Consider the following 18,684-nt stretch of genomic DNA (forward strand, 5'->3'; position numbering starts at 1 on the left):
GGAACTTGCGTTGATCATGGCGTAAGGCGTGGGGCGTAAGGCGTGGGGCGTAAGGCGTGGGGCGTGGGGCGCGGGGCGTGGGGCGTGGGGCGGGTCAGGGGGTTGGCAGGTTGTCGGCCGCTGCGGACAGCAGCCTCCACGCCTCGTCGACGTGCGCCTCGGTGGTCTGCGGCGCGCCGACGGCCAGCCGCAGCGTGTACCGGCCGGAGACCCGGGTGTGCGTCAGGTGCACCAGGCCGCTTCCGTTCACCTCCGCCAGTAGTGCCGCGTTGGTGTCGTCGTCGGCGCGCAGCCGGAAGCAGACAAGCGAGAACGGGTGCGCCGCCACCACCTCGAAGCGGTCGTCGGCGCGGACCCGTTTGGCGAACCGGGCGGCCAGGGCCACGCCGGAGCGGATGTGTGCCCGCAGTCCCTCGGCGCCGTACCAGCGCAGCACGAACCACAGCTTCAGGGCCCGGAAACGGCGGCCCAGCGGTACCTGCCAGTCCCGGTAGTCGATGACCGCACCGGATTCGGTTGCCGCGTTGCGCAGGAACTCCGGCAGGACGGTCAGCGCCTCGACCAGTTCGGCCCGGTCGGCCACCCAGAACGCGTCGTAGTCGAAGCCGGTGAGCAGCCACTTGTGCGGGTCGAAGCAGTACGAGTCGGCGTACTCCAGGCCGGCGTGTGACCAGCGGAGTTCGGGACAGACCGCGGCGGAGCCCGCGTACGCGGCGTCGACGTGCAGCCAGATGCCGTACTCGGCGCAGATCGCCCCGATCTCCGCTACCGGGTCGACGGCGGTGGTGGAGGTGGTGCCGATGGTGGCGACGACGATGGCGGGGATGTCACCGGCGGCCAGGTCGGCCTCGATCGCGGCGCGCAGCGCGGCCGGCAGCAGGGCCTGGCTGTCCGGGTCGACGTCGATCGAGCGGACGCCGTCGGCGCCCAGCCCGGCGATCCGGGCGGCCTTCTCGATGGAGGAGTGCCCGTGGGTGGAGGTGTACGCGCGGTAGCGCCTGTCGATGCCGTTCTCCCGCCAGCGGCCCCGGCTGGCCCGGTGCAGCGCGGCGAGTGTGGCCACGAGGGTTGCCGAGGACGCCGAGTCCTGGATCACCCCACCGCCGCCGCCTGTCGAGTGGAACCGCTTCGGCAGGTCCAGCAGGTGGGCCAGCCAGTCCATCATCACCGTCTCCAGCTCGGTGCAGGCGGGGCTGGTGGTCCAGAGCATTCCCTGTACGCCGAGCCCGGAGCTGACCAGGTCGCCGAGGACGCTGGGGCCGGACGTGTTGGCCGGGAAGTAGCCGAAGAAGCCCGGGTGCTGCCAGTGGGTCAGCCCGGGTACGACGATCGAGTCGAGGTCGGCGAGGATCGCCTCGACCGGTTCGCCGCCGACGGTGGGCGGCGCGGTGGGCAGGGCGGACGCCACGGCGCCGGGCGGGCCTGCCGGGGTGACCGGCCGCTGCTCCACCGTGGTCCAGTAGTCGGCGATCCAGTCGATGACGGCGTATCCGGCGCGGCGGAACTCGTCGGGGCTCATGTGGGGGGCGCTCACCCCCACGAGTCGATCAGGTGGCGCGTGCCGGGGCAAGACTCTGACTGAGGAACAACGGTCGTCGATGTTGCGTACTGGAAAGCGCTTGCCCTACGATGCGGCTTGAGTCGGATCCGTGAGTTCCAGGGCGTTCATCCCGATCAGATCGCCGTCCGTCGCCGTCGCGGCGGGCAGGGTTCCACCGTGCTTCCCGGGCAGGGTCGGTGGACCGTGGCGGTCACCACCGGATCCCCGGAGGCAGTTCATGCACCCGTCCAGACATCGGCTGATCCTGCTCGCCGCATCGACGGCGGCAACCGTCGTGGCCGGCACCGTCGGCACCGTCGTCGCCTCGGCCGCCGCCGTCGGCTGTCGCGTCGACTACCAGGTCACCAATCAGTGGCAGGGCGGCTTCGGCGCCAACGTCACAGTCACCAACCTCGGCGACCCGGTCAACGGCTGGGCGCTCACGTGGTCGTACGCCGGCGGTCAGCAGGTGGCGCAGGCGTGGAACGCGACGGTGACCCAGTCCGGCGCGCAGGTCACCGCGCGCAACGTCGACTACAACGTGGCCATCGCGACGAACGGCACCGCCGCGTTCGGCTTCAACGCCTCGTGGAACGGCAGCAACCCGGCGCCGGCCAGCTTCGCGCTCAACGGCGTCACCTGCACCGGCGCCCCGCCCACCGGCGAGCCGACGACCCCGCCGCCGACCACCCCGCCACCGACGACGCCACCACCCACCACGCCACCGCCGACCACGCCACCGCCGACCGGCAGCGGGATGCAGATGGAGAACCTCGACCGGGGGCTCGTCAGTGTCCGCTCCGGCAGCGGCAACCTGGTCTCCTGGCGGCTGCTCGGCACCGAGACCTCAGGTGTGGCGTTCAACCTGTACCGGGGCTCGACCAGGGTCAACTCCAGCCCGATCACCGGGGCGACCAACTATCTCGACAGCGGCGCGGCGGCCGGCTCGGCGTACACCGTGCGGGCCGTGGTGGGCGGCGCCGAGCAGGCGGCGTCCGCGCCGGCCCTGCAGTTCGGCAACGGCTACCTGGACGTGCCGTTGCAGGTCCCGGCCGGTGGCACCACCCCCAGCGGGGAGAGCTACACCTACAGCGCCAACGACGCCTCGGTCGGTGACCTCAACGGCGACGGCAGCTACGAGATCGTGCTCAAGTGGGATCCGTCGAACGCCAAGGACAACTCCCAGTCCGGCTACACCGGCAACGTCTACGTGGACGCGTACACCCTCACCGGCACCCGGTTGTGGCGCGTCGACCTGGGCCGCAACATCCGCGCCGGCGCGCACTACACCCAGTTCCAGGTGTACGACTACGACGGCGACGGCCGCGCCGAGGTGGCCATGAAGACCGCCGACGGCACCCGCTCCGGCACCGGCCAGCTCATCGGCTCGTCGTCGGCGGACTACCGCAACTCCAGCGGCTACGTGCTCGCCGGTCCGGAGTACCTGACCATGTTCGACGGACGCAACGGCGCGATCCTGTCCACGGTCAACTACGACCCGCCGCGCGGCACCGTGTCGTCCTGGGGTGACTCGTACGGCAACCGGGTCGACCGGTTCCTCGCCGGCACCGCGTACCTGGACGGGCAGCGCCCGTCGCTGATCATGGCCCGGGGCTACTACACCCGCGCGGTGATCGCGGCCTGGGACTTCCGCAACGGCACGCTGACCAGGCGCTGGACGTTCGACTCGAACTCCTCCGGCAACGGCGCCGCCGCCGGCCAGGGCAACCACCAACTCGCCGTCGCCGACGTGGACGGTGACGGCCGTCAGGAGATCGTGTACGGCGCCGCCACCATCGACGACAACGGCCGGCTGCTCTACTCGACGGGCAACGGGCACGGCGACGCCCTGCACGTCGGGGACCTGGACCCGGGCCGCGCCGGCCTGGAGGTGTTCAAGGTCGACGAGGACGCCAGCAAGCCCAGCTCCTGGTTCGCCGACGCCCGTACGGGTCAGATCCTCTGGTCCACGCCGGCGTCGGGCGACAACGGCAGGGGTGTCTCCGCGGACATCTGGGCGGGCAGCCCCGGCGCGGAGTCGTGGTCGTCGGCGGTCGCCGGGCTGGCCAACACCAGGGGCCAGAACGTCGGCCGCAAGCCGTCGTCGGCGAACTTCCTCGCCTGGTGGGACGGCGACCCGGTGCGGGAGCTGCTCGACGGAACGAAGATCGACAAGTACGGCACCGGCGGCGAGACCCGGCTGCTCACCGGCAGCGACGTGGCCTCCAACAACGGCACCAAGTCCACGCCGGCGCTCTCCGGCGACATCCTGGGGGACTGGCGTGAGGAGGTGATCTGGCGGACCACCGACAGTCGGGCGTTGCGCATCTACAGCACGCCCACCCCGACCAGCACCCGGATCCACACGCTGATGCACGACCCGCAGTACCGGGTGGCGGTCGCCTGGCAGAACACCGCCTACAACCAGCCGCCGCATCCGGGCTTCTTCATCGGTGATCAGATGGCCGGCCCGCCGACCCCGAACATCTACCTACGGTGATCCGACCCCTGGCGGTCCCGAACGGGGTCGCCTAGGGTGGCAGGCACCGGGCCGCAGCCGCGGAATCCGCTCAGCTCCGGCCCGGTGCGCCACACCGCGGCATTCCCGACCCGTCCCGACCGGGAATGCCGTACCACCACCGGCACCAACATTAGGCACCGTCCGGGTCGCCGGGGTGACGCTGACGTGAAGATCGTGTTTCACGCGTCCTGGCGCAGGCCGCCCGCCACCTGCTCGGCGATCAGCTCGTACGAGCGCACCCGGTCCTGCACGTCGTAGACGAGCGTGGTCAGCATCAGCTCGTCCGCGCCGGTGCGCTCCTGCAACTCGGTCAGCTGCCGACGCACCGTCTCCGGCGAGCCCATCGCCTGACCGTCGCGGCGGGCCAGGACGAACTCCCGCTCGATTTCCGTGTACGGGTAAGCGGCCGCCTCGTCGGGCGTCGACAGCGGCTCCGGCCGGCCGGAGCGCAGCTTCAGGAACGACAGGGCGCTCGGCCCGGCCAGCCACTCGGCGCGCTCGTCGGTGTCGGCGCAGACGGCGTTGACGGCCACCATCGCGTACGGCTTGTCCAGCCACTGCGACGGCCGGAAGTTCTGCCGGTACAGGGCCAGCGCCGGCAGGGTGTTCGCCGAGCTGAAGTGGTGGGCGAAGGAGAACGGCAGGCCCAGCAGGCCGGCGAGCTGCGCGCTGAAGCCGCTCGACCCAAGCAGCCACACGGCCGGCTGCTGGCCGCGACCCGGGGTCGCCACGATCTGCCCCGGCTTCTCCCCGCTAAAGTAGTTCATCAGGTCGGCCAGCTCGTTGGGGAAGCCCTCGGCGGACAGCCCTTCCATCGTGCGGCGCAACGCCAGCGCGGTCATCTGGTCGGTGCCCGGCGCGCGACCGATGCCCAGGTCGATCCGACCCGGGTGCAGCGCCTCCAGGGTGCCGAACTGCTCGGCCACCACCAGCGGCGCGTGGTTGGGCAGCATCACCCCGCCCGACCCGAGGCGGATCGTCGAGGTGTTCGCGGCCAGGTGCGCCAGCAGCACGGCGGGCGCGGAGCTGGCGATCGCCGGCATGTTGTGGTGCTCGGCCACCCAGAAGCGGCGGTAGCCCAGCTCCTCGGTGCGCCGGGCCAGCTCGGTGGTGGCCTGCAACGCGGCGCCGGCGGTGGCGCCCTTCGCGACCGGGGCAAGATCAAGAACAGACAAGGGTACGGTGATCACACGTTGTGCCAACTCCCCGGCCTGCCCGTTCATTCCATCCGGGCCGCTCAGCCCATCCCGCGCGCCTGCTCGAAGATCAGGCTGGTCTGGGTGTGCTGCACCACCGGATCGACAGCCAGATGGTCCAGCACGAAGTCGCGCAGCGCGTCACCGGACGCCGCCCGCACGTGCAGCACGTAGTCCTCCGCGCCGGCCACGTGGAACACCGACACCACCCCCGGCAGCCGCACCGACCGGGCCCGGAAGGCGTCCACGGCCGCCCGCTCGTGCGCGGTCAGCCGCACCGACACCAGCGCCTGCAGGGGCAGACCCAGCGCAGCCGGGTCCACCTCGGCGTGGAATCCGCGGATCGCGCCACGCTCCCGCAACGCCCGCGTACGGGTCAGGCAGGTCGACGGCGCCACCCCCACCCGCTCGGCGAGGGCGTTGTTCGGCAACCGGCCGTCCGCAGCCAACTCGGACAGGATCGCCCGGTCCACCTCGTCCAGGGCCGGATACGGCCGTACATCATTCGGCTCAGCAGGCATTCCACCATTCTCGCCCGAATGCGGCGACGAAAACAGCCCTCTCAACAGAATGATCTGCCGAACCATTGCCCCTGAGCCGGTAGATGTTCGACGCTACGCGCATGACGACGACGGTGGACACCAGAGCCGTACACGCCGGCCGCGACGACCTGCGCGCCCTCGGCGTGCACGTGCCACCGATCGACTTCTCCACCACCAACCCCCTGCCGTCGGTCGACGGCGGCGGCGACGCCTACGAGCAGCTGGCCACCGGCGGCACCCTCCCCGCCGACGGCAGCGCCGTCTACCAACGGCTCTGGAACCCGACGGTCGCCCGCTTCGAAACCGCGCTGGCCGACCTGGAGGGCACCGAGCAGGCCGTCGCCTTCGCCAGCGGCATGGCCGCCCTCACCGCCACCCTGCTGGCGGCCACCCGCGACGGCCACCGGCACATCGTCGCCGTCCGACCCCTGTACGGCGGCACCGACCACGTCCTCGCGACCGGCCTGCTCGGCACCACAGTCACCTGGGCCCACCCCGACCAGGTCGCCGACGCCATCCGCCCCGACACCGCGCTGGTCATCGTCGAGACCCCCGCCAACCCCACCCTCGACCTCGTCGACATCGCCGCCCTCGCCACCGCCGCCGGCGACGTCCCGCTGCTCGTCGACAACACCGTCGCCACCCCCGTCCTGCAACAACCCGCCCGGCACGGCGCCGCCCTCGTCCTGCACAGCGCCACCAAGAGCATCGGCGGTCACGGCGACGTCCTCGCCGGCGCCGTCGCCTGCGACGCCGACTGGGCCACCCGGCTGCGCCAGGTCCGCGCGGTCACCGGCGCGATCCTGCACCCCCTCGGCGGGTACCTCCTGCACCGCGGCCTGCAGACCCTGCCGCTGCGGGTCCGCGCCCAGCAGGCCAGCGCCGAGAAGCTCGCCGGCTGGCTCGCCGACCATCCGGCCGTACACCTGGTGCACCACCCCTCGGTGCACGACCCGGCGGCGCTCGTCGGCCGGCAGATGGCCGGCCCCGGCAGCCTGCTCGCCTTCGAGGTACGCGGCGGCGCACCCGCCGCGGCCGCCGTCGCCGGCGCCTGCCGCCTGATCACCCACGCGGTGTCCCTCGGTGGCGTCGACACCCTCATCCAGCACCCGGCGTCACTCACCCACCGGCCGGTCGACGGCGACGCGAAACCCGCCGCCGCCCTGCTGCGCCTCTCGGTCGGCCTCGAAGACCCCGAGGACCTGCGCGCGGACCTCGCCCACGCCCTCGACACGATCGCCTGACCAGCGCAGCTCGCGGTTGCCCAACACCCGGGTCGGTGAGCCCTCCCGCGCCACCCGCAGCATGGCCCGGCCGATCCCGTCGGTGGTGGTGACCTGGTTGGGGAAGAGTCGCCTCAGCACCGGGAACAACGGACGCGTGACCGCGTACCCGGTCCGATACAACCGGGTCTTCGACACCGCCCCGTACGTCGGCTGGATGAATCCCGGCCGCGCCGCGTACCCGTTGGGCAGCAGGTCGATGATCGCGTTCTCGGCACGACCCTTGACCCGCGCCCACATCACCCGGCCCTGACCCGACGAATCGGTCCCCTGGCCCGAGACGTAGATGAACGTGACAGGCGGACTCACCTCCGCCAGCAACCGCGCGGCGGCGAGCGGGTAGTCGTAGCTGATCCGGGTGTACGCGGCCTCGTCCAGACCCAACGACGACGCACCCAGGCAGTAGAAACACGCGTCCACGCCTGTCAACTCGGCGCGTACCGCCGCCAACTCGCCCACGTCCGCGACCGTCAGCTCGCGCAGCTTCGGGTCCGGTCGGCCGGTCGGCCTCCGGCCGACAGTCACCACCTCCCGCACGTCCTGGGCGAGCAGACACTCCCGCAGCACGCCCTGACCGACCATGCCGGTCGCACCGAAGATGACCACCCGCATCAGTTCCCACCCCTGTCGTCGACCCGCCACCGGCCATCCGCCCGCGCGTCAGCCAGGCTCCCACGATCGGCACGACCCGCGCCGGCGGCGGTCAGGACTTCGGGCCCACATGCCGGTCCAGCGCGGCGACCGCGCCTCGCCGCGCCACCGAGAGCGAGTTGCGCCGGTTCATCCGCCAGTCGATGCCGAGCAGGTCGAGACCCCACTGGCACAGCTGCATGATGTCGGTCGACTCGTTGACGAACATGTATCGCGGATAGACGTACGCCTTGCCGCGCACGGTCACGCGGTTGGCGACTCGACAGCCGTCGGAGTGGAACAGGCCGCGCAGGAAGTCGCCGGGATGGCTCTGGAGAATCGGTCGCTGCCAGTCGGTCAGGACGATGGGCCGATCGTGCTTCTTGCCGGGGCCGTGCTGCGGGAACAGGCACGGCCAGTGCATGCCGTAGCTCTGCACCCCGACGCAACCCTGTTTTTGGACCCGTTGCACCTTCGACGCGAGTACGGCCCGCATGGCCATGTCGCACGCCTCGATCAGCCCTGGCCATGCGTTGGAGCAGTAGATGCGCAACACCGGCACGCGCGCAGTCGTCACCAGGTGGCCATCGCCCAGGTAAAGGCCGAGCAGATAGGCGTAGGCCTTCGGGTCTGTCGGACTGTCGACACCGTCACGGCAGCGAAAACACCGGTGTTGCGTGCCCTGGAACTTCGTCTCTGGTCGGTCGTTGCACCAGTGCCAGACAGTCCGATAGGGCAGGCTGACCGCACGAGCGGTGTCGGCAACCGTGCCGCCAGCGAGGAAGAGCTGTCGCGCACGGGCACGTATCTCGGGTGGGTGCACGAGAAAATTCTCGAACACCCGTACGACAATTTTTGGTGCCCTCGGTGGGATTCGAACCCACACTGTATGGAGTTTGAGACCATTGCCTGCTGCCAGTTGGGCTACGAGGGCGCTTCCCTGATTCAGCACTGACAGGATACCCACTACGCTGAGGGCGGTGACACCCGGCTGGGCGGGTGACGCGTTCGAACTGGTGGGGGTTGGGCTGGTGGCTGAGACGCCGACGGATGCCGAGCGCAGGCGCGTACTGATCGCCGAGGACGAGGCGCTGATCCGGCTGGACCTCGCCGAGATGCTCGTCGAAGAGGGCTACGAGGTGGTGGGGGAGGCCGGCGACGGCGAGACCGCCGTGCGCCTCGCCGAGGAGCTGAAGCCCGACCTGGTCATCCTCGACATCAAGATGCCGATCATGGACGGGCTGGCCGCCGCCGAGCGGATCGCCGGCGCGCGGATCGCCCCGGTGATCATCCTGACCGCGTTCAGCCAGCGTGACCTGGTGGAGCGGGCGCGTGCCGCGGGCGCGATGGCGTACCTGGTGAAGCCCTTCCAGAAGAGTGACCTGGTCCCGGCCGTGGAGATCGCGCTGTCGCGCTACTCGGAGGTCGCGGCCCTGGAGGCCGAGGTCGCGAGCCTGACCGACCGGCTGGAGATCCGCAAGACGGTGGAGCGCGCCAAGGGCGCGCTGATGACGACGTACGGGATGACCGAGCCGCAGGCGTTCAAGTGGATCCAGCGCACGGCGATGGACCACCGGATGACCATGAAGGAGGTCGCCGAGCGGATCCTGGCCGAGACCGCCGGTGGCGAGATGGCGCAGCAGCCGACGGTCTGACCGTCGCGGCGGGGGCCGCGTCCGGTCGGCCGGATCGATAGCATCACATGCGTGTCGGTCCGGCGTGTGATCGCGGTGTTCGGGGTGGTGGCCACGCTGCTCGCCGGCTGTCGAGCCGGCCGGGACGAGGGTCCGCCGGAGCCGGTCCGGCCGCGGTGGGAGGCCGCCGCTCTGCCGGTTCCGCCGGGTTCCGCGGGTCGGCTCATCGTCCGTGACGTGACGGCCTGCGCGGGTCGGTGGTACGTGGTGGGCGCGGTGGGTGGGCCCGACGGCGCGACCCGCCCGGCCGCGTGGGGCAGTCCGGACGGTCGCATGTGGACGCCGCTGCCGTTGCGCCCGATCAGTTACTACGGTGAGCGGGCGATCCTCTATGCCGCAGGCTGTCATGAGGGCCGGGTCGCGGTCATCGGGGCCCGGGCGGGCGGCGCGCACGGCAATCCGCGGGTGCGGACGTGGCGACCGGACCCGGACGGCGGTCTGACCGAGGTGCCTGCCGAGTTCGAGGTGTACGGCGGGCCGGAGGCGGTGAGCGCGAGCCGTATCGCCGGTGGCGCCGGCGGTTGGTTGATCGCGGGCGCGCGCACGGGTGGCGCCGCGGTGTGGCTCTCCCCGGACGCTGCCGACTTCCAACTGGTCGACCGCGCCGCGGCGTTGGCCAGCGACGCGGGTCTGACGACGCTCGCCACGGACGCGGTGGCGGTGCCGGACGGCTGGCTGGTCGGCGGTGGGGGGCGGCCGGCGGGTCGGGCCGATCGTGATCCGTTCGTCTGGTTCTCCGGCGACGGCCGGTCGTGGACACGTGTGGCGCTGCCGGCGACGGGGGACGACGAGATCGTGCAGCGTCTCGTGCGGATCGGGTCGACCATGTACGCGGTGGGGGTGCGCGGCGGCGCGTTCCAGGCGTGGGTGAGCGAGCCCGGGGATGGGGCCACGGGCGCCGCCACGTGGCGGGCGGCGGGTCGTTTCGGTGCCACGGGCACGGGTGCGGTGGCCGGTGTGGAGTCCGCGGCCGGCCGTGCGGACGGGCTTGTGGCGATGACTGTGGCGGCCGGTGGGCATCGGCTGTGGCGGTCCGCAGCGGGTGCCGCGTCGTGGCTTCCGGTGGTGCTTCCGAGTGACGTTTCCGCTGGTGGGGACACGTCTGCGGCGGTCGCGGTGCTGGCTAACCGGGTGGTGGTCATCGTCGATGACGGGGTCGCGGCGAGGGTCTGGTTCGCGCCTTCCGGGGCCGCCTGACGGGTTGTCGACAGCCGCCGATGTGACATCTAAACGCGAGGTTCTCCGCGTCTGGTAACGGTTGAGTCAATGCCGCCTACGACACCTTACGGTGAGTAGTGCTTCTGGGATAACGTCCCGCCCCAGACCGGGTGAACGGTCCGGTCCGTTGGCGTCGAGGCGCTCTGCCAGGCGACATCGGGCTTCTGGACGGAGGAGGGTTCCAGCCTTGAGGCAAAACTTCGTGCGCGTCCTCGGCAGCGTCGCCATCGTGGCGCTCGTTGCCGGCGGCGCCAGCGCATGTAAGAAGGACGAGGGCACGTCGGGTGGTTCCGCCAGCAAGGCGTGCGACCTCAAGATCGGTTTCTTCGGGGCGCTCTCGGGCGCCGACGCCGGCCTGGTCACCCCGATGAAGCAGGGTGCCGACCTGGCCGTGGAGAAGTACAACGCGGCGAACGCGGACTGCAAGGTCACCGTTCAGGCGTTCGACTCGCAGGGCAAGGCCGACCTGGCCGGTGGTCTGGCGACCAGCGCCGTGGCGGACACGAAGATCGTCGGCATGGTTGGCCCGGCGTTCTCCGGTGAGAGCGAGGTCGCGCTGCCGATCTTCGACACCGCGACCCTGCCCAGCATCAGCCCGTCGGCCACGCGGCCGAGCCTGTCCGAGAAGGGCTGGAAGGTCTTCCACCGGGGCGTCGGCAACGACTTCTCCCAGGGCCCGGCGATCGCCAGCTACATCAAGAACGTGCTCAAGGCGCAGAAGGCGTTCGTCATCGACGACCAGTCGGCGTACGGCGCGGGTCTGGCCGACGAGGCCAAGAAGGGCCTCGGCCCGCTGGTCATCGGCACCGACAAGGTCGTCGACAACGCGCAGGAGTTCGGCGCGCAGATCTCCAAGGTGAAGACCAGCGGCGCGACCGTGCTGTTCTACGCGGGTTACACCGAGGAGGCGGCGCCGTTCCTCAAGCAGCTGCGCGCCGCTGGCTGGACCGGCACGTTCATCGGTGGCGACGGCATCAACGACGCCAACATGCTGTCGGTGGCCGGTCAGAAGGACGTCGAGGGCACCATCGCGACCTGCCCGTGTGGCCCGGCGACCGCGGCCAAGGGCACCTTCGTGACCGACTTCAAGGCCAAGTACAACGTGGACCCGGGCGTGTACGCGGACGTGGCGTTCGACCTGGCCAACATCTACCTTGAGGCGATCAAGGCCGGCAAGACCACCCGCACCGACATCCAGGCCTTCCTCTCCTCCTACAACAAGGCTGGTTCCGCCTCCGGCGTGACCTACAAGTGGGAGGCCAACGGCGAGCTGGACCCGGCGCAGGTCAAGGTGTGGGCCTTCAAGGCGACCGCCGGTGCGTGGGCTCCGGACGTGGAGATCCCGAAGGCCTGATCCCGTTCCAGGGTCACAGGTTTGAGGGCGTGACGAACAGAGTTGTTTCGATGCGGTCGGGGTGCGTAACCCCGGCCGCATCGGCTCAACGCAACACCCTTCGGAGCATCGGTGGACTTTGCAGAACTCGTCCGGGGCTTCCCGGAACTGACCACAACCGGGTTGGTGCAGGGTGCGATCTACGCGCTCATCGCCCTCGGCTACACCCTCGTTTACGGCGTACTGCGCCTCATCAACTTCGCGCACTCCGAGGTCTTCATGATCGGCACGTTCGGTGCCATCTGGACCTGGGCAGCCTTCGGGCTCGATAGCAACAGCGGGGCACCCTCGGTGGGTCGCGCCCTGCTGCTGATCGCACTGGCGATCGTGGCGGCGGCGCTGCTGTCCGGCAGTGTCGCGCTTCTGATCGAGGTTACCGCCTACCGTCCGCTACGGCGGCGCAACGCGCCGCCGCTGGCCTTCCTGATCACGGCCATCGGCGCGTCGTACGCCCTGATGGAGCTGATGGGGACGCTGACCCAGCGTCGCCAGGTCGGCGCGCCGGCGCTGCTGCCCGCTGACACGTTGTTCAGCATCGGCGGCTGGAGCGTCACGCCCGTGCAGATGCTGACGCTGAGCGTGGCCATCGTCATGATGGTCGGGCTCGACTGGTTCGTTAACCGCACCCGCTTCGGCAAGGGCATCCGCGCGGTCGCGCAGGACTCCAACACCGCCGCGCTGATGGGTGTCAACAAGAGCCGCGTGATCGCGCTGGTCTTCGTCCTGGGTGGTCTGATGGCCGGTGTGGCCGCTGTCTTCAGTGACATGAAGAGCGGAAACACCAGGTACAACATCGGCTTCCTGCTCGGGCTCAAGGCGTTCTCCGCCGCGGTGCTGGGCGGTATCGGCAACCTGCGGGGCGCGGCGATCGGCGGCGTGCTGCTGGGTCTGGTCGAGAACTACGGGTCGGCGCTGTTCGGCTCGCAGTGGCGGGATCTCATCGCGTTCGTCGTGCTGATCGTCCTGCTGATGTTCCGGCCGACCGGTCTGCTGGGCGAGTCGTTGGGGAGGGCGCGGGCATGACCGCTCTGCGAGAGCGCTGGCACTCCGCTTCGAGTGCCATCGGTCGGCGGGTCGACGGGCTGCCGAAGTCCGCCCGGATCACCGGGTTGCTGGCCTTCATCGCCTTCATGTACGTCCTGCCGAACAAGTGGTTCTACGAGTACCTGAACATTCCGGGTCTGTGGATCCCGCTGTACACCACCCGCAACGACATGGCGGCCGTGCTGTTCTACTGCGCGTGGATCGTGCTGCTGTCGCTCGGCCTCAACGTGGTGGTGGGGTACGCAGGCCTGCTGGACCTGGGTTTCTTCGGCTTCTTCGCGGTCGGCGCGTACACGGTGGCGTTGCTGACGTCGCCGGAGAGCAAGCTCATCACCGAGTACAACTGGCTGGAGAGCCCGTGGCCGTGGCTGGTGACGATTCCGATCGCCATCGCCCTGGCGCTGCTGTCAGGTGTGCTGATCGGTGCGCCGACGTTGCGGTTGCGCGGTGACTACCTGGCGATCGTGACGCTCGGCTTCGCCGAGATGATCCGGATCATCGCGAAGAACCAGGACTGGATCCTCAACGGTGACCGCGGTATCCCGCAGGTGGCGCACCCGCCGGGCAAGTACCCGGACGGAACGGCCATCTTCCAGTTCGAGTTCAAGCCGTACTACTGGCTGCTGCTCACCGTGATCATCGGCGCGGTCTTCCTGATCCGTAACCTCGCAAACAGCCGGGTGGGTCGGGCGTGGGTCGCGATCCGGGAGGACGAGGACGCGGCCGAGCTGATGGGCGTTCCGACGTTCCGGTTCAAGCTGTGGGCGTTCGCGATCGGCGCTGCGGTCGGCGGTCTGTCCGGCACGCTGTGGGCCGGTCAGGCCAACTTCGTCAACTCCTCGACGTTCTCGTTGGAGAATTCGATCCTGGTGTTGGCGGCGGTGCTGCTCGGCGGTGCCGGCAGCATCGGCGGCGCGATCCTCGGCGGCTTCCTGGTCATCTACATTCCGGAGTGGCTGCGGTCGGTGGGTGACGTGTTCGGTCTGCCGGAGACGGCCACCGTCTTCGGCAACGACTTCGACGTGAGCCCGACGTCGTTGCGCTACTTCATCTTCGGGATCCTGCTGATCATCGTGATGATCTTCCGGCCGCAGGGTCTCTGGCCGAACCGGCGGCGGGCCGCCGAGCTCAAGGACCGGCAGAAGGAGGTGGCTGTCGTTGAGTGAGCCACGGATGGGTAGCGAGCGCGACGTCACCAGCGAGCGCGACATGGCGATCGACGCGCGGACGACGGCGGGTAGCCCCCCGGAGACCTCGTCGACGCCGGACGAGGCGGTCAGTGAGCCGACCCCGTCGGCCGACGGTCGCAAGCCGCTGCTGGAGGTCGACCACGTCACGCTGCGGTTCGGCGGCGTGGTGGCCCTCAACGACGTCAACTTCACCCTCTACGAGGGGGAGATCCTCGGGCTGATCGGCCCGAACGGCGCGGGCAAGACCACCTGCTTCAACGCCATGACCGGCGTCTACACCCCGACGACCGGGCAGATCCGGTTCCGGGGCGAGAAGGTCAGCGGCCGCAAGCGGTTCCAGATCACCAAGCTGGGCATCGCGCGTACCTTCCAGAACATCCGTCTCTTCCCGGAGATGACGGCCCTGGAGAACGTGCAGGTCGGCGCGGACGCCAACCACAAGACCAGCGTCCCGAGCGCCCTGCTGCGGTTGCCGCGGCACTGGCGCGAGGAGCGGCAGGGCAAGGAGAAGGCTCGCGCGCTGCTGGACTTCGTGGGTATCCAGGGCCGCGCCGGTGACCTGGCCCGCAACCTGTCGTACGGTGACCAGCGCCGACTGGAGATCGCCCGCGCTCTGGCCACCGACCCGCAGCTGCTCTGCCTCGACGAGCCGGCGGCCGGCTTCAACCCGGCCGAGAAGGTGGCGCTGCTCCAGCTGATCCGCAAGATCCGCGACTCGGGCGTCACCGTCCTGCTGATCGAGCACGACATGCGACTGGTCATGGGCGTGGTGGACCGGCTCGTGGTGCTGGAGTTCGGGCAGAAGATCGCCGAGGGGTCGCCGGCCGAGGTGCGCGACGACCCGAAGGTGATCGCGGCGTACCTGGGAGGTGTCGAGGATGCTGCTTGAGATCGACAACCTGAAGCTGCTCTACGGCCGGATCGAGGCGTTGCACGGCATCAGCCTGCACGTGGAGCAGGGCGAGATCGTGGCGCTGATCGGCGCGAACGGCGCGGGCAAGACCACGACCATGAAGGCGATCTCGGGGCTGCACGCCATCTCCGGCGGCAGCATCAAGTTCGAGGGCACCGACGTCAGTCGGCTGCGCGCCGACCTGCGGGTGATCCGGGGCATCGGGCAGTCGCCCGAGGGCCGCGGTGTCTTCCCCGGCATGACCGTGCTGGAGAACCTGGAGATGGGGGCCTACACCCGCAAGGACAAGGCCGACATCGCCAAGGACCTCGCGATGGTGTTCGACCTGTTCCCGCGGTTGCAGGAGCGCCGCAAGCAGGCCGGCGGCACGCTCTCCGGCGGTGAGCAGCAGATGCTGGCGGTGGGTCGCGCGCTGATGACCCGTCCGAAGCTGCTGCTGCTCGACGAGCCGTCGATGGGCCTCGCGCCGAAGTTGATCCAGCAGATCTTCGAGATCATCACGCGGATCAACGAGCAGGGCACCACGATCCTGCTGGTGGAGCAGAACGCCCAGCAGGCGCTGTCCCGGGCCCACCGGGGGTACGTGTTGGAGACCGGCCGGATCGTCAAGGAGGGCACCGGCCAGGAACTCCTGCACGACCCGGCGGTCAAGGAGGCGTACCTCGGCGTCGCCTGAGCTGTAGGTGCGGCGGCCGGTCATTCCCTCGGGGGTGGCCGGCCGCGGCCGTTTCGACCGGGCTGTCCGTTCCGGCCCCGGCGCGCGCGGTGCCGCCGCCGGGAGATGTCGGTGCGACGGACTAGAGTCGCTGCCGTGACAGCTACGACGCCGCGCCTGCTCCTCGTCGACGGACATTCCATGGCATACCGGGCCTTCTTCGCCCTACCCGTGGAAAACTTCTCCACCACGACGGGTCAGCCGACAAACGCGGTGTACGGCTTCACCTCGATGCTGATCAACGTGCTGCGCGACGAGCAGCCCACGCACATCGTCGTGGCGTTCGACGTCTCCCGTCGCTCCTTCCGCACCGAGAAGTACGCGGAGTACAAGGCCGGCCGCAGCGAGACACCCAACGACTTCAAGGGCCAGGTCAGCCTCGTCAAGGAGGTCCTGGCCGCGCTGCAGATCCCGGTGGTCGAGAAGGAGGGCTTCGAGGCCGACGACGTGATCGCCACGCTCGCCTGCCAGGCCCGCGACCAGGGCATGACGGTGCTGATCAGCAGCGGTGACCGGGACGCGTTCCAGCTGGTCGACGACCAGGTGACCGTGCTGTACCCGCGCAAGGGCGTCTCCGACCTGGCCCGGATGGACCCGGCGGCGATCGAGGCCAAGTACGGCGTTCCGCCGCAGCAGTACCGCGACCTGGCCGCGCTCGTCGGCGAGACAAGTGACAACCTGCCCGGCATCCCGGGCGTGGGCCCGAAGACCGCCGCCAAGTGGATCACGACGTACGGCGGGGTGGAGGGCGTGATCGCCCGCGCCGACGAGATCAAGGGCAAGGCCGGCGACAGTCTGCGGGAGCGTCTCGCGGACGTGATCCGCAACTACGAGATCAACTGCCTGGTGTCCGACCTGGAGCTGCCGTTGCGCCCGGAGGACACCAGGTGGACCGGTTGGGACCGCGAGGCGGTGCACCAGGTCTTCGACACCCTGGAGTTCCGCATCCTGCGCGACCGCCTCTACCAGTATCTGGAGTCCGTCGAGCCGGAGGCCGAGTCCGGGTTCGACCTCACCGGCGCCGTGCTCACCGAGCCGGGTGCGCTCGCCGCCTGGCTGGCCGACCACGCTCCGGCGGGTACGCCCGTCGGGTTGGCGGTCAAGCTCGACACCGGCCCCAACCGCCGGCACACCGCCTCGATCACCGGCCTGGCGCTTGCCACCGCCGGGGGCGCGGCGGCCTGGGTCGACCCGGTGGGGCTCGACCCGACGGACGAGAGCGCCCTGGCCGCCTGGCTGGCCGACGCGCAACGACCCAAGGTGCTGCACGACAGCAAACCCGCTGTGCTGGCGTGCGCCGCGCACGGCTGGGAGCTGGCCGGGATCCAGCGCGACACCCAGATCGCCGCGTACCTGGCCCGACCGGACCAGCGTTCCTACGACCTGACCGACCTGGCGTTGCGCTACCTGCACCGGGAGCTGCGCGTCGACCTTCCGGAGTCCGGCCAGCTAACCCTCGACGGGCTGGGTGACGAGGGTGTCGTCGAGCAGAACCTGATGCTCCAGGCCCGCGCGACACTGGATCTGGCCGACGCGATCGACGCCGAGCTGTCCCGCGACGGCGAGCAGTCCGCCCGGCTGATGGCGGGTGTGGAGCTGCCCCTGATGCGGGTGCTGGCCGGCATGGAGCGCACCGGCATCGCCGCCGACACGGACTACCTCTCCGAGTTGGAGGCGCACTTCGCGGCCGAGGTGAAGGCCGCCGCGCAGGGCGCGTACGAGGCGGTGGGCCGGGAGTTCAACCTGGGTTCGCCCAAGCAGTTGCAGGAGATCCTCTTCACCGAGCTGGGCCTGCCGAAGACCAAGAAGATCAAGACCGGTTACACGACCGACGCGGACGCGTTGCAGTGGCTCTACGCGCAGCAGCCGCACCCGGTGCTGGCCCACCTGCTGCGCCACCGCGACGTCGCCAAGCTCAAGTCGACAGTGGACGGCCTGCTCAAGTCGGTGTCCGACGACGGCCGCATCCACACCACGTTCAACCAGACGGTGGCGGCCACCGGGCGGCTCTCCTCCACCGAACCCAACCTGCAGAACATCCCGATCCGCACCGAGGAGGGCCGGCGGATCCGCCGCGCGTTCGTGGTCGGCGAGGGCTACGAGTGCCTGCTGACCGCCGACTACAGCCAGATCGAGATGCGCATCATGGCGCACCTCTCCTCAGACGACGCCCTGATCGACGCGTTCAACTCCGGAGCCGACTTCCACGCCGCCACCGCGTCGTCGGTGTTCGGGGTGCCCGTCGACGAGGTCACCCCCGACCAGCGTCGCAAGATCAAGGCGATGAACTACGGCCTGGCGTACGGGCTGAGCGCGTTCGGCCTGTCCCAGCAACTCGGCATCAGCACCGAAGAGGCACGCGGGCTGATGGAGAACTACTTCGCCGGCTTCGGCGGAGTGCGCGACTACCTGCACCAGGTGGTCGCCCGAGCCCGCCAGGACGGCTACACCTCGACCATCCTGGGCCGCCGCCGCTACCTGCCCGACCTGGTCAGCGACAACCGGCAGCGTCGCGACATCGCTGAACGGATGGCGCTCAACGCCCCCATCCAGGGCTCGGCGGCAGACATCATCAAGGTGGCGATGCTGCACGTCGACACCGCGCTGGGCGAAGCCGGGCTGCGCTCGCGGATGCTGCTGCAGGTGCACGACGAGTTGGTCTTCGAGGTCGCCCCCGGTGAGCGGGAGGCGTTGGAGGCGCTGGTCCGGCGGGAGATGGGTGGGGCGTACCCGCTGTCGGTGCCGTTGTCGGTGTCGGTCGGCGAGGGCCGGGACTGGAACAGCGCCGATCACTGATCTTGTGGT

The 18,684-nt window shown here is 70.0% G+C and carries 14 protein-coding genes, 1 tRNA gene and 1 pseudogene; 10 read left to right on the plus strand and 6 right to left on the minus strand.

What is annotated here, in order from left to right; translation table 11 throughout:
* Window positions 1–94: 94 nt before the first annotated feature.
* Window positions 95–1,534, minus strand: a complete 1,440-nt coding sequence (locus tag AB0N27_RS02825; protein ID WP_364362676.1) for a pyridoxal-dependent decarboxylase — start codon at window positions 1,532–1,534, stop codon at window positions 95–97.
* A 244-nt stretch (window positions 1,535–1,778) separates the two neighbouring features.
* On the opposite strand from AB0N27_RS02825, the gene AB0N27_RS02830 reads away from it, so the two are divergent.
* Window positions 1,779–4,040: a cellulose binding domain-containing protein gene (locus AB0N27_RS02830; protein ID WP_364362677.1), complete on the plus strand. Its 2,262-nt coding sequence runs from the start codon at window positions 1,779–1,781 to the stop codon at window positions 4,038–4,040.
* 200 nt (window positions 4,041–4,240) lie between these two features.
* Here AB0N27_RS02830 and AB0N27_RS02835 read toward each other — a convergent pair whose 3' ends face one another.
* Together AB0N27_RS02835 and AB0N27_RS02840 are read right to left on the minus strand one after the other, a co-directional pair.
* A complete protein-coding gene (locus AB0N27_RS02835) occupies window positions 4,241–5,284 on the minus strand; it encodes an LLM class flavin-dependent oxidoreductase (RefSeq protein ID WP_364362678.1) in 1,044 nt (347 codons plus the stop codon).
* Between the two features lie 14 nt (window positions 5,285–5,298).
* Window positions 5,299–5,778, minus strand: coding sequence for an Lrp/AsnC family transcriptional regulator (locus AB0N27_RS02840; protein ID WP_364362679.1), 480 nt, complete (start codon window positions 5,776–5,778; stop codon window positions 5,299–5,301).
* Window positions 5,779–5,861: 83 nt separating this feature from the next.
* On the opposite strand from AB0N27_RS02840, the gene AB0N27_RS02845 reads away from it, so the two are divergent.
* The gene (locus AB0N27_RS02845; protein ID WP_364362680.1) at window positions 5,862–7,043 is read left to right on the plus strand and encodes an aminotransferase class I/II-fold pyridoxal phosphate-dependent enzyme; all 1,182 of its coding nucleotides are present in this window, start codon (window positions 5,862–5,864) and stop codon (window positions 7,041–7,043) included.
* 426 nt (window positions 7,044–7,469) lie between these two features.
* Here the strand turns inward: AB0N27_RS02845 and AB0N27_RS02850 are convergent.
* The 3 genes and pseudogenes from AB0N27_RS02850 to AB0N27_RS02860 form a co-directional block, all read right to left on the minus strand.
* Window positions 7,470–7,694, minus strand: a pseudogene (locus AB0N27_RS02850) (NAD-dependent epimerase/dehydratase family protein); the annotation flags it as partial.
* A gap of 91 nt (window positions 7,695–7,785) precedes the next feature.
* Window positions 7,786–8,553 carry a transcriptional regulator gene (locus tag AB0N27_RS02855; RefSeq protein WP_364362681.1) on the minus strand — a complete coding sequence of 256 codons (768 nt, stop codon included), beginning with the start codon at window positions 8,551–8,553 and terminating at the stop codon, window positions 7,786–7,788.
* 15 nt (window positions 8,554–8,568) lie between these two features.
* A tRNA-Leu gene (locus AB0N27_RS02860) sits at window positions 8,569–8,646 on the minus strand.
* A gap of 97 nt (window positions 8,647–8,743) precedes the next feature.
* Here AB0N27_RS02860 and AB0N27_RS02865 point away from each other — a divergent pair.
* From AB0N27_RS02865 to polA, 8 genes are all read left to right on the plus strand, one after another.
* Window positions 8,744–9,367: a response regulator gene (locus tag AB0N27_RS02865; protein WP_364365987.1), complete on the plus strand. Its 624-nt coding sequence runs from the start codon at window positions 8,744–8,746 to the stop codon at window positions 9,365–9,367.
* A 51-nt stretch (window positions 9,368–9,418) separates the two neighbouring features.
* Window positions 9,419–10,603, plus strand: coding sequence for a hypothetical protein (locus AB0N27_RS02870; RefSeq protein ID WP_364362682.1), 1,185 nt, complete (start codon window positions 9,419–9,421; stop codon window positions 10,601–10,603).
* 208 nt (window positions 10,604–10,811) lie between these two features.
* Window positions 10,812–11,978, plus strand: a complete 1,167-nt coding sequence (locus AB0N27_RS02875; protein WP_364362683.1) for a branched-chain amino acid ABC transporter substrate-binding protein — start codon at window positions 10,812–10,814, stop codon at window positions 11,976–11,978.
* A 111-nt stretch (window positions 11,979–12,089) separates the two neighbouring features.
* Window positions 12,090–13,040: a branched-chain amino acid ABC transporter permease gene (locus AB0N27_RS02880; protein ID WP_364362684.1), complete on the plus strand. Its 951-nt coding sequence runs from the start codon at window positions 12,090–12,092 to the stop codon at window positions 13,038–13,040.
* Window positions 13,037–14,227: a branched-chain amino acid ABC transporter permease gene (locus AB0N27_RS02885; RefSeq protein ID WP_364362685.1), complete on the plus strand. Its 1,191-nt coding sequence runs from the start codon at window positions 13,037–13,039 to the stop codon at window positions 14,225–14,227. The genes AB0N27_RS02880 and AB0N27_RS02885 overlap by 4 nt, the downstream gene beginning before the upstream one ends.
* A gap of 43 nt (window positions 14,228–14,270) precedes the next feature.
* Window positions 14,271–15,140 carry an ABC transporter ATP-binding protein gene (locus AB0N27_RS02890; RefSeq protein ID WP_364365990.1) on the plus strand — a complete coding sequence of 290 codons (870 nt, stop codon included), beginning with the start codon at window positions 14,271–14,273 and terminating at the stop codon, window positions 15,138–15,140.
* Window positions 15,130–15,840 (plus strand): ABC transporter ATP-binding protein, encoded by a 711-nt coding sequence (locus tag AB0N27_RS02895; RefSeq protein ID WP_364362686.1) that lies wholly within the window; start codon window positions 15,130–15,132, stop codon window positions 15,838–15,840. The genes AB0N27_RS02890 and AB0N27_RS02895 overlap by 11 nt, the downstream gene beginning before the upstream one ends.
* Before the next feature lie 135 nt (window positions 15,841–15,975).
* Complete coding sequence (polA, locus tag AB0N27_RS02900) at window positions 15,976–18,675, plus strand: DNA polymerase I (protein ID WP_364362687.1); 2,700 nt, start codon at window positions 15,976–15,978, stop codon at window positions 18,673–18,675.
* Window positions 18,676–18,684 lie beyond the last annotated feature (9 nt).

It is taken from the genome of Micromonospora sp. NPDC093244, from assembly GCF_040683695.1.
Classification (GTDB): Bacteria; Actinomycetota; Actinomycetes; order Mycobacteriales; family Micromonosporaceae; genus Micromonospora.

Coding starts and splice junctions, on each gene's coding strand:
- AB0N27_RS02840 (WP_364362679.1), bottom strand. CDS start 5,778: ATGCCTGCTGAGCCGAATGATGTACGGCCGTATCCGGCCCTGGACGAG.
- AB0N27_RS02845 (WP_364362680.1), top strand. CDS start 5,862: ATGTTCGACGCTACGCGCATGACGACGACGGTGGACACCAGAGCCGTA.
- AB0N27_RS02835 (WP_364362678.1), bottom strand. CDS start 5,284: ATGAACGGGCAGGCCGGGGAGTTGGCACAACGTGTGATCACCGTACCC.
- AB0N27_RS02895 (WP_364362686.1), top strand. CDS start 15,130: ATGCTGCTTGAGATCGACAACCTGAAGCTGCTCTACGGCCGGATCGAG.
- AB0N27_RS02885 (WP_364362685.1), top strand. CDS start 13,037: ATGACCGCTCTGCGAGAGCGCTGGCACTCCGCTTCGAGTGCCATCGGT.
- AB0N27_RS02830 (WP_364362677.1), top strand. CDS start 1,779: ATGCACCCGTCCAGACATCGGCTGATCCTGCTCGCCGCATCGACGGCG.
- AB0N27_RS02890 (WP_364365990.1), top strand. CDS start 14,271: ATGGCGATCGACGCGCGGACGACGGCGGGTAGCCCCCCGGAGACCTCG.